At 29.2% G+C, this 9,973-nt stretch carries 14 protein-coding genes; all 14 read right to left on the bottom strand.

Translation table 11 applies throughout. The annotated features are described in order from the left end of the window. Window positions 1-291 precede the first annotated feature (291 nt). Window positions 292-1,074: an LAGLIDADG family homing endonuclease gene (locus tag RR409_RS20000; RefSeq protein WP_332559543.1), complete on the bottom strand. Its 783-nt coding sequence runs from the start codon at window positions 1,072-1,074 to the stop codon at window positions 292-294. A 285-nt stretch (window positions 1,075-1,359) separates the two neighbouring features. Beyond that, window positions 1,360-2,013, bottom strand: a complete 654-nt coding sequence (locus RR409_RS19995) for a hypothetical protein (protein WP_332559542.1) — start codon at window positions 2,011-2,013, stop codon at window positions 1,360-1,362. 52 nt (window positions 2,014-2,065) lie between these two features. Further along, window positions 2,066-3,004 carry a hypothetical protein gene (locus tag RR409_RS19990; protein ID WP_332559541.1) on the bottom strand — a complete coding sequence of 313 codons (939 nt, stop codon included), beginning with the start codon at window positions 3,002-3,004 and terminating at the stop codon, window positions 2,066-2,068. A gap of 90 nt (window positions 3,005-3,094) precedes the next feature. Next, the gene (locus RR409_RS19985) at window positions 3,095-3,472 is read right to left on the bottom strand and encodes a hypothetical protein (protein ID WP_332559540.1); all 378 of its coding nucleotides are present in this window, start codon (window positions 3,470-3,472) and stop codon (window positions 3,095-3,097) included. Window positions 3,473-3,484: 12 nt separating this feature from the next. Beyond that, window positions 3,485-4,180 (bottom strand): hypothetical protein, encoded by a 696-nt coding sequence (locus RR409_RS19980; RefSeq protein ID WP_332559539.1) that lies wholly within the window; start codon window positions 4,178-4,180, stop codon window positions 3,485-3,487. 13 nt (window positions 4,181-4,193) lie between these two features. Next, on the bottom strand, window positions 4,194-4,907 hold the full coding sequence (locus tag RR409_RS19975) for a hypothetical protein (RefSeq protein WP_332559538.1): 714 nt from the start codon (window positions 4,905-4,907) through the stop codon (window positions 4,194-4,196). A gap of 160 nt (window positions 4,908-5,067) precedes the next feature. Then, window positions 5,068-5,280, bottom strand: a complete 213-nt coding sequence (locus RR409_RS19970; RefSeq protein ID WP_332559537.1) for a hypothetical protein — start codon at window positions 5,278-5,280, stop codon at window positions 5,068-5,070. A gap of 2 nt (window positions 5,281-5,282) precedes the next feature. Further along, complete coding sequence (locus RR409_RS19965) at window positions 5,283-5,645, bottom strand: hypothetical protein (protein WP_332559536.1); 363 nt, start codon at window positions 5,643-5,645, stop codon at window positions 5,283-5,285. Window positions 5,646-5,794: 149 nt separating this feature from the next. Beyond that, window positions 5,795-6,064, bottom strand: coding sequence for a hypothetical protein (locus RR409_RS19960; RefSeq protein WP_332559535.1), 270 nt, complete (start codon window positions 6,062-6,064; stop codon window positions 5,795-5,797). 215 nt (window positions 6,065-6,279) lie between these two features. After that, complete coding sequence (locus tag RR409_RS19955) at window positions 6,280-6,489, bottom strand: hypothetical protein (protein ID WP_332559534.1); 210 nt, start codon at window positions 6,487-6,489, stop codon at window positions 6,280-6,282. Then, the gene (locus RR409_RS19950) at window positions 6,476-6,709 is read right to left on the bottom strand and encodes a hypothetical protein (RefSeq protein ID WP_332559533.1); all 234 of its coding nucleotides are present in this window, start codon (window positions 6,707-6,709) and stop codon (window positions 6,476-6,478) included. The genes RR409_RS19955 and RR409_RS19950 overlap by 14 nt, the downstream gene beginning before the upstream one ends. A 187-nt stretch (window positions 6,710-6,896) precedes the next feature. Then, window positions 6,897-7,742 (bottom strand): helix-turn-helix domain-containing protein, encoded by an 846-nt coding sequence (locus RR409_RS19945; RefSeq protein WP_332559532.1) that lies wholly within the window; start codon window positions 7,740-7,742, stop codon window positions 6,897-6,899. Between the two features lie 290 nt (window positions 7,743-8,032). Next, on the bottom strand, window positions 8,033-8,536 hold the full coding sequence (locus RR409_RS19940; protein WP_332559531.1) for a hypothetical protein: 504 nt from the start codon (window positions 8,534-8,536) through the stop codon (window positions 8,033-8,035). A gap of 66 nt (window positions 8,537-8,602) precedes the next feature. After that, on the bottom strand, window positions 8,603-9,721 hold the full coding sequence (locus tag RR409_RS19935; protein ID WP_332559530.1) for a hypothetical protein: 1,119 nt from the start codon (window positions 9,719-9,721) through the stop codon (window positions 8,603-8,605). Between the last annotated feature and the right edge of the window lie 252 nt (window positions 9,722-9,973).

The raw sequence follows: 9,973 nt of genomic DNA, 5'->3' as shown, positions 1-9,973 counted from the left end.
GTCTTAAAGCTTTTTTAAACTCTGACCAAGAATTTATTGGCATAGCCATAGCACCTGGAATAGCAGAGTAGCCTTTTTCAAAAGCCAGTAAAAGGTGATTAGAAAAGCGGGTTGCAATTGTTGTTTTTCCACTTTTTGGCATTATGTTATCATAAAGGCTTTTTATCCTCTATTTCCAGAGATTTATCTCATCACAACTATGTGGAGTAGTTGTTACTATAGGTCAATTCCTATCTGGTTCAGCATACCTTTTCATCTACACTTGTAGAGCCCTTGTCTCTTGGACCAAATTTATATTCTAAATTGAATGAATTCACTAAAATTATCCTTTTTTCTCTTTAAATACACATCTGCCTCTTTATATATAGTTTCTAAGAAGTTTATACTTGGAATGGTAGAAAGCTCAAAAGAATATATATCTCTTTTCTCAAAGTAGTATATTTTACCCTTTGGAAAAAGTTTTTGAATTTCTTTTAATATATTTTCTTTATGAGAAGTAATCTTAACCATTCCTTGTTTTGTATTTTTGTTCCAAGAGAATGAACCATCACCATCAAAAAACCCTCTAATATAATCTACCTTAAACTCGTCTGGTATGTTTTTCATAGAAATTTCTTCATATGTTTTTCTTGGAACTATATCATACTTGGCAAGTTCTTGTTTTATTTTAGCACTAGAGAAACATACTTCTGAGACATTGAAACCTTGTTGTGTTTGGTAATCCAAAACTTCTCTTTCTATTACTAAATCCCTTCTGTACTTTTCTAACCACTCTCTATCAACAGAGCTAAGTCCAATTTTAATAGAGTTTCTACTAGAACTCACTGTGCCGTCTGCCGCTAAAAAACCTAAATAATAAGCACTCTTAGAATTTATCACATCAAAAAAGTTTTGGTCTACAGATTTACTTCTTGACATATTAATTAATACTGTCTGTTCTTGTCTAGTTCTAACTCTTGTTTCAGTTTCTCTTAAAGCTTGTTTAACTTTATATATAGATATATTAAATTTATTGGCGGTGTGTTTTAGTGAATTACCTTCGGAGTAATAATTTGATATTATTTGGTTGTTCATATGTGAACAAGCCCCCTTTCAATTTAGTTTCAGGTCTATGCGTTGCACGTATTAGACGTATTACCATCTAACTTCCGTTCGGGTTAGCAGTTAAGCCTTCCTGTTTTTACAAGGGTATTTTACTCTCTATTTCTAAAGAGGGAGAGCCTGTCTTAAAGTTTCTCTCCATATATTAAGCAAGAATACCCTTTTAAATCTCTTGATACTTTGTGCGGTTGAACGTTCATTAAATCCATATATTATCTCCTTGCGTCTGTCGCCACTTATTATTTATTTATTATATATTTATATTTTATCTTCTCTTCTAATCCAAAAGAACTCAGTAGTTTTTTCTCTGCGGTTTGGCTCGAAGATGAACCAACTGTAGCTTTGAGCGGAACTTTGTTTCTTACTAAAATCTCCATTTTTATAACAAGCTATCCTATCCACATATTGATAAATTCTACTTGGTGGATTCGAGACAAATATGTTTTCGTATCTAGATTTACTTTCCGCAAATTGTGTTCTTGCTAACATTATAATTTTATTTGCCCTACCAAAAGATTTAAGAACAAACTCTTCTATTAAGTCATATGGAGGATTCATTACTATTACGTCAGCTTTTTTATCAAAAGGATAATCATCACTAAGAAAATCTAATCCTGTTACTGTTCTCGAATCTGAAAAACCTCTATCAACTAAATCGGTTCCAAATACCTTAACTTTATCTTCTAAATTATTTGCTTTTAGAAACGAATCTATTCCCATTATCATGTGCCCACCGCCCAAGCACGGTTCTAGCACAATATTTCCCTCAACAAGAGGTTCAAATCTAAGAATGTTTTCCACCTCTTTTGGCGGAGTTGCATAATAATCATCCTCTGCTCTTTCCGCATGATTTTTATTATAACCATTATAAGTGCCCTTATTATCATATCCCGCATTTTTATTAATTGTCATATAATACCTCCTAAAAGTTTAAAAACAAAGAGCCCGAAGGCTCTATAGTTTCTTAAAAAGCAAATCCTCCAGTAGTTACAGGTGCTGTGAAAGCATTATTGTTTTTAGCTTTTTCAGCTTCTCTTGCTAATTGCTCTTGTAACTTTGTTGCTAAGTAAATTTGTCTAGCTGCTGTTGCTTCTTGTAATTCTTTAGCAGTTAAGATACCATCCACATCAAACTCAGCTGGTACTGTAGAAGTTCCTGTTGAAACCCAATCTCTCTTAGATTTTACAATTTCTCTTACACTATCTTCACCGAAAGCAGACTCTTCAGTTATTTTTGTTACTATTGTTTCATTGACAATTTTACCCCAAACTTTAGTGTAAACAATGTTTGATTTTGTAGCGGCTAGATTTTGGAAATGTTCTATACCTTTAGGATTAGTAATCGTAAATTCAACTGGAAGAAGTGCATTATTAAAGTTGAATATAGCTCCACTAACAATCAATTTATCTACTGTTTCTTTTTCTTCGATACCTTCGATAAATCTTGTTGCATTGATAACCATATCACAATTAAAAGTACATCTCTTGCTTTCATCTGGATTTAATTCTGTTGCTACATGAATAAAACCGCCTGATATTATCTTAGTAGACACTAACTCTTTAGCAGCTTCACCTTTTTCATTTTTTCCATCTTTATACCATTCATTTAAACCGATAGAAGAATCAACTCTTACCATCGTAGCTTCCTCTCCAGGATTTCCCATTAGAGTTTTTGCATTACTCATTAATCCAGTTAAAACTGCATAATTCTTATTTTCTTTTCCACTATTGAAAGTAGGAACTACATAAGAATAATCAACTGTTACTATATTTAACATCTTATCATCAGTTGCAATATGGATTTTTCCACCGATGTAAGTAACTCCCTTTTTAGAAACCTTAACTGCTAAATCTAACTCATTTATTCTTCCTTCAATGTGTACTATGTTTTCTTGCTTTCTCATATATTATCTCCTTGCGTCTGTCGCCACTTTATTTTTTTTACTTACTTACTATATATATATTATATCATAATTTTTAATAATTGTCAACATTTACTTATCGAAGACTATGTTCTTGCCTGCGTCTGTAAGACAATAGGCAATTGGATTTGTTCCTTCTATCTTTTCAACATATCCATCTGTTACAAGTTTTCTTATTGCTCCAGATATTGTTCTTGACGATACAAAAGCAAATTCAGCTATTTGACTTGCCTTAAACTGACAAACATCTTCTTTTGTGTTCTCTTGCATAGTAGATATTATTAACTTACCATTATCTGTGAATAGCGGCTTTGCTTTGTCTTTATCTTTTTCCTCTTTAAAACTGGTAAAATATTCCAATCCTTCTGAGTAACCATTAGTTAATACTGATTTATCCTCTAAAATATTAATAAGTGTATCCACCATTTCTATAAAATTATCTTTTTGCATAATCATTCTCCTTTAATATATATTTAAAATTCTTAAATATTTTTTTCTATGAGGGTTTTCTTTAAGTCCACCATCTTCTTCTTCAATTCTTTGAATAAATTCATCTTTAGTAAGTAAATCTTGGCAACCAATATTAAACCTCCAAATATCATCTTCACATAAAAGAGCTGTTATAGGTTTTCCTTTAAAAAAAGAATAATAATGAAAGTCTTTAAATTTACAATTAATTATCATATCATTATAAACTCGAGCATCATCAGAAACTTCAACATTACTACAAACTCTAGCTTGATCATGAATTCTAGCATCATCAGAAACTTTAGCATCACCATAAATTTCAGCATCATTCCAAATTCCAGCATTATCAGAAATTTTAGCGTTTTCAAAAACTTTAGTATTATCACAAATTGTAGCATTACCAGAAACTACAGCATTACCATAAATTTGAGCATTGTCAAAAACTTCAGCATTACCAGAAATTCTAGCATCATCATAAATTCTAGCATTATCATAAACTTTAGCATTATTAAAAACTTGAGCTTTATTATAAACTATAGCATTGTCAAAAACAAAGCAAAGTCCTTCTTGTGATAAATTTTCTTCTGACTCAATCCATCCTCCGATCAAATTATCTTCTATCCTTCTTATTTGTTTTAAAATTACTCCACAATACTCTTTAGTTTTACCTGTAAATTCATATTTCTTCATATTAATTTCTCCTTTAATATAAATTTAAAATTCTTAAATATTTTTTTCTATGAGGGTTTTCTTTAAGTCCACCATCTTCTTCTTCAATTCTTTGAATAAATTCATCTTTAGTTAATAAATTTTGACAGCCAATATTGAATCTCCAAATGTCGTCTTCACACAAAAGAACTGTAATATATCTTCCTTTAATAAAAGAATAATACTCTATATCTTTAAATTCACAATTAATTTCCATCTTATCAAAAATTACACTATCTCCATAAATTTTAGCATTATCAAAAATCCTAGCATTTTCACAAATTACAGCCTCATCATAAATTTTAGCACGACCAAAGATTCTAGCATTTTCACAAATTACAGCATCATCATAAATTTTAGCTTTATTCCAAATCTTAGCATTGCCATAAATCTTAGCATTACCATAGATTTCAGCTTCATCAAAAACTATAGCATTATCATAAATTTTAGCATTATCATAAACTACAACATTATCATAAATTTCAGAATTACCATAAACTATAGCATTGCCAGAAATGCTAGCATTCCCAGAAATCATAGTATTATCAAAAACTTTAGCATTATTATAAACAAAACAATCTCCATATTGGGATAAATTATCTTCAGATTCTATCCATCCTCCTACTAAACCATCACTTATTCTTCTTATTTGTTTTAAAGTTCTTTCGTAATATTCTTTAGTCTCGCCCGTAAATTCATATTTTTTCATATTAATCTCTCCTTTAATTCTTTTCTAATTTTATTAGTAAATTAATATAAATAATTGCATTTTTAAAGATTCTTCATTTTCATTTGTTTTATAATCTTTTATATTATTAATAGCGTTTCTTAAATATTTTGCTCTTTCCATTATGATATTCTCCTATAAATTATTCATCAAATTGACATCTTCCTAATTTTATTTTATTGATTTCTTCACTTTTAGCTATTAAAATATCTATTCTTTTTTGTTCTTTATTTATAAGATCTTCTATAGTTATTAAAACATCACTCATTCCTAATGCCATTTTTGAATCAAATAAAATAACTTCTTGTTTTCTTTTTTTTATTATTTCAGCAGCTTTTTTTAATCCTTCTATCATATTTAATTTTCTCCTTTTTCTATAAATAACTCTTTGCTTCTAATTGTAATTATAAAATCCTCTGTATTTATAATATCCCATTTATTTAAATTTATAAAGTATTTTTCTTCTGTAGCTGTTATTTTATACTCTTTACAATATTCATTTGTCTTAAAATCAAATAAAAATAATATTGATATTAGTGTAATTGCTATTATAAAGCATAGAAAACCACCTAAAAAATTATCTTGAGTAAAACCATAGAACATACAAGCAACAGCTATGATTATAATTATCAATGCTAGTAGTATTTGTAATGTATTAAACTTAAAAACAGATGTAGATGATAAGATTTTAACACCTTCTAATCCTTCCACTAAATCCATAATTACCCTCTCCTTTATAATTGTTTTTTTTTAAACCATATCTTATATATTTATTATATCATATTTTTATTAAAAAATCAAATTAAGTCTTTACATAGAAAAGAAACTCAAGAATTAACTTGAGTTTCTTAATTAACTATTTACTAGTCTTAAACTGCAACTTCAGCTGTAGGATCAAATGCTTTTCCTTCTGATGTTAACTTGATTAGTTTAATTACTTTGTGGTTTCCATCTGCTAATACAACTTCTACTTCTTCTCTTGTGCATAAACCTTTTCTTTGTAAGCCGCCTGTTAATATTCCATTAACTTGTCTAGGTGATAAGTCTAAAGCTTCTGCAATGTCGTTTGCAGTAACATCTGCATCGTTTATTCCCTTTAAGTAGTTGATAACGTTTACTGTGTTTTGTGATATAGCCATAATTTATTTCTCCTTCTGCGGGGTTGCCGCTACATATTTTTTTTATTTATTAACTGGTATTTTACCAAGTTATTTACTTATCTTATATACTTATTATATCATATTTATTATACTTTGTCAAACATTTCTAAAAGTTTTTTTCAAGATACTTTAATTTGTATTCATCCAAATATTAATTGCTGTTCATATCTTATATACTTATTATATCATATTTTTTATACTTTGTCAAATGCTTCTGTAATTAATTTTTCTATTTCAGAGATTAATTCCAAAGTCTTATTTAAGTCTTTTTCATAAATTCTCATTATACTCTCAATCTTCCATTGAGCCTGTTCTTTGTCTTTTATATCGGTACTTACATCTTCCAAGATACTTTCGCATCTAAGAATTTCCTTTGCCCATTTCTTTGTGTTACTTAGTATCATCTACTACAGTCCCTTCTATTTTACTAACAGAACTTTTTAAATCATCTACAAAGCTTGTCATAATTCTGACTTGTTCATCTTTTGGTAATTTATTAAGCATCTTTTGAACGCCAGTAACTTGCTCTATCATTTCTTTTGAAACTCCTGTAAATTGTGCAATCATATCTGGTGTTATTGAATTTCCACCACCGAACATTTTAGATAACATATTCATATCCATAAAATTTAACCTCCTTCTATAATATACTCTTATTATATCATAATTATTTATATTTGTCAACTGTTCTGAAATTAATCTTTATTAACATAAAAACCAATCATTATAGTTAAAGTGGCAATACAAGAGCCACAAATGAAGCCAATTACAAATGTGCTTATCAAACTAATCACTCCTTATACTTTTACATTTAAAGTTTTAACTCCTCTTCTATCTCAAATGAAGAAGCTCCTATTATATTAAATATCTTTCCTGTTGATATATATTTAATAAGATTTTCACCTAAATATTCAATAGGAATGTTATTGGCAGTAGCTACTTCCACACTACTCTTAAACTCTTCATATTGTTGTTTAGGATAGACAATAGGATTAAGTTCTATTATCTTTTGTTCTTGTGCAAACTCCTTCTCAGTTTCTTTTTCTAAGCCTTTTACCACTAGACTCACACTAGTAAGTCTTTTGTTTGGTATAACGCCTTTGTGTCTAAACTCAACATATGATATCAACCCATGATTTACAAGAGAGATAAGAATATTCCTCATTTGTTGATAGTTCTTACTGTCGTTAATCTTTAAACCTATTCCAGTCATAACTTCCTCATTTGTAAACACGTACGTTTCTTTTGTTTTTGCCTTCCAACTATATTTATCTAAAAAGTACAAATAAGCTTTTATTACTTTTGGTTTTGCTACGTCCAATAGGAACTCTAACGTAGTTGTAGGGATTAATTTATATCTTTCATTGACATTATAAGGTAAGAAAAAACAACTCTTCATTTTACCTTCTTGATTTAATTCTTTTCCTTTAACTATAAATCCTGCGGCTTCAAGTGATTTTAAATGACGACTTATAGTTCTATCTGAGACTTGTAGCTTAGCTGCAAGCTCTTTTAAATTGAAATCAGTACTATGGGAATATCTTTGTTTTTTGTCGTTAATTTTGCTTATGGCTTGCAGTTTACCATAAATAATGTCATTCACGTTTCCCTTCATGAAATCCTCCTCCAGACTAAATCTTCTTTTCCCCTCTATCATGGTCGCATCCTCCTTTTTGATTTTGAGCGGCTCTTTGTCCCTAAGAACTCTCACGAAGTGAGAGTTCTTTTGATTAGGAAAAACTGATTAAGGATTAGTGATTAGGATAAGCTACTAAAAATGTCCAAAATTACATCAAACGAACTACTAAATTTGTCACTTTTTTTAAGAAAGGAGCTACTAAATTTGTCATTTTTTTAAAGACATTTCTAGGAGCTACTAAATTTGTCATTTTTTATTTGTTAAAGAAAAGTAAGTGAACGCCGCAATTCACTTACTTTACTTTTGTTTTAATCATTTACAAACCATAGTCCTCTTATTTGTTCAGGTTTAAAGGGATACTCATTATTGCATTTAATAAATATTTTATTATCAACTTCACTTACTATCTCTCTTCTATTCTCATATGCTAAAAATGCCTCTTGGAAAGTTACTAATGTTTTTGTTAAAGTGTATTTAATTTTTATATCAAGTCTAGTTACAGCAGAAACAGCACCATTAGTTATCCCAACTACACCTTCTTTTGATTTAGTTATTATATTATTATTATCAAGGGATGTCCAAACCTCTCCAGCTTTTATATTTGTCAAAACCTCTATATAATTTTTGTGATTAGGTTTATATAACTTAAGTTTACTAGTTGGGTAAATGTTTAAACATAATTTTAATTGACATTCTGTGCCATTATCACCAACCCAAACGATTTCTCTATATTCATCACAACCAGTCCATTTCTCACCATTAGCTTTTACAACCTTATCCCCAACTTTAAAATTAATCATTGATATACTCATTAATATTTCCTCCTTTATATTATGTCATATTTATATTTTAAATCTATTCTATCTTAAATAGAACTCTTAATTAAAGATATCTTTTATAGTACATTCAATGGCATTTTTATCAATTCTAAATCCTTTATATATGCCATGTCTTAAACTTTTTCCTTCGCTATCCAGTTCCATACATTGCACAAATAAAACTTGACCAATATATTTTTCAGGTTCATTAGTGATTGAAGCTTTCATAGTGTCTGTCAATCCTGAACTAACAGTTCCTATTTTTTCCAAGTTGCCTTTGCTATTGTATGCCCCTATTATTATAGAGTTCTTCCATCCATAATAATGTGCTTTTGTTATAGGATAAATTGTACATTCGCTTGATTGTGCAGATTCAAAAGTATTATATTTTGTTCCTTGAGAATCTTTGTAGAATTGCCAAGAGTCTAATTCAGTGCCTGTATAATTCTCTTTTGCATCTTCAAACCCCATACATACAACATCAGCAAAATCCACTTTTTTACATTTAATGGCTGACCAAGCAGGTTTTTTCCCTGGAGAATAGATTGAACTTTTCTTTTTAAGAACCATTCCTTCTTCTCCATTTGCTAATGCAGTTCCAATTCTTTCATATAAATTGTCTGCATAAGCAACAGCAAATTCCATAAAATCATTATCTAGTAAACTAAATGTTTCTATTATCTTTTGTAATACTTTATATCTCTCTTCTGCTCCTTTATTCAACAGACAAACACCATTAAACATAATAACATCATGTAAATAATAATGTATTAAACCTTCTTCATTTTGTCTTTCAATTGCCTTTTGCGGCAAACTCCCCATAATTCTAGTTGTGTTTTTTGATGTACCTCCAGGCACGTATATTTCTCCTATTATTATTGTGTCTTTTGGTAAAACATTTAATACTTTTTCTATATGAGGTACGTTAGCTAGTTTCTCTGTTAATAAACCATTTGTAGTTGATTCATTCCTACTAAACAAATAAGAATTATTTTCTGTTTTATTAAACTCATACCAAAAACCATCTTTTTTAATTTGCCCAAAGTATTCTCCATTTTCGCACATATCTCTAAGCATTCCTTCTTTTCCTTTTGGTAAAGACCAAATCTTCATAGCAGGCACCATTGTTGCTTCTGGAAAATCCTTGTTTACTAATTCTTTATCATAATAATTATTCATTTAATTACCTCCATATCTTAGTTGTACTTCTGTATTTTTCATTTAATTTATCTTTCATATCTTATATATATATTATAACATTTTTAATATGAAAAATCAAGTAAAGGAAAAAACTCATAAAAAAAAAGAGGCTTTCGCCTCTTAATGAATGTATGCGGAAACACTTCTCCTACCATAGGCGAGTGCATCTGCATGATTAGAAAACCATATATCTATTCTATATGTATCTCCAAATTTATAGATAGCACCACC

The sequence above is a fragment of the Clostridium sp. genome (genome assembly GCF_036642255.1).
In the GTDB taxonomy this organism is placed as follows: Bacteria; Bacillota; Clostridia; order Clostridiales; family Clostridiaceae; genus Clostridium_J.
Note: the sequence above shows the minus strand (reverse complement) of the source record. Positions and strands in the feature narration are given on the sequence as shown.

Bases quoted from the DNA above. Each gene is read 5' to 3' on its own strand.
- RR409_RS20000 (WP_332559543.1), bottom strand. From the start codon at position 1,074: ATGAACAACCAAATAATATCAAATTATTACTCCGAAGGTAATTCACTA.
- RR409_RS19995 (WP_332559542.1), bottom strand. From the start codon at position 2,013: ATGACAATTAATAAAAATGCGGGATATGATAATAAGGGCACTTATAAT.
- RR409_RS19990 (WP_332559541.1), bottom strand. From the start codon at position 3,004: ATGAGAAAGCAAGAAAACATAGTACACATTGAAGGAAGAATAAATGAG.
- RR409_RS19985 (WP_332559540.1), bottom strand. From the start codon at position 3,472: ATGCAAAAAGATAATTTTATAGAAATGGTGGATACACTTATTAATATT.
- RR409_RS19980 (WP_332559539.1), bottom strand. From the start codon at position 4,180: ATGAAGAAATATGAATTTACAGGTAAAACTAAAGAGTATTGTGGAGTA.
- RR409_RS19975 (WP_332559538.1), bottom strand. From the start codon at position 4,907: ATGAAAAAATATGAATTTACGGGCGAGACTAAAGAATATTACGAAAGA.
- RR409_RS19970 (WP_332559537.1), bottom strand. From the start codon at position 5,280: ATGATAGAAGGATTAAAAAAAGCTGCTGAAATAATAAAAAAAAGAAAA.
- RR409_RS19965 (WP_332559536.1), bottom strand. From the start codon at position 5,645: ATGGATTTAGTGGAAGGATTAGAAGGTGTTAAAATCTTATCATCTACA.
- RR409_RS19960 (WP_332559535.1), bottom strand. From the start codon at position 6,064: ATGGCTATATCACAAAACACAGTAAACGTTATCAACTACTTAAAGGGA.
- RR409_RS19955 (WP_332559534.1), bottom strand. From the start codon at position 6,489: ATGATACTAAGTAACACAAAGAAATGGGCAAAGGAAATTCTTAGATGC.
- RR409_RS19950 (WP_332559533.1), bottom strand. From the start codon at position 6,709: ATGGATATGAATATGTTATCTAAAATGTTCGGTGGTGGAAATTCAATA.
- RR409_RS19945 (WP_332559532.1), bottom strand. From the start codon at position 7,742: ATGATAGAGGGGAAAAGAAGATTTAGTCTGGAGGAGGATTTCATGAAG.
- RR409_RS19940 (WP_332559531.1), bottom strand. From the start codon at position 8,536: ATGAGTATATCAATGATTAATTTTAAAGTTGGGGATAAGGTTGTAAAA.
- RR409_RS19935 (WP_332559530.1), bottom strand. From the start codon at position 9,721: ATGAATAATTATTATGATAAAGAATTAGTAAACAAGGATTTTCCAGAA.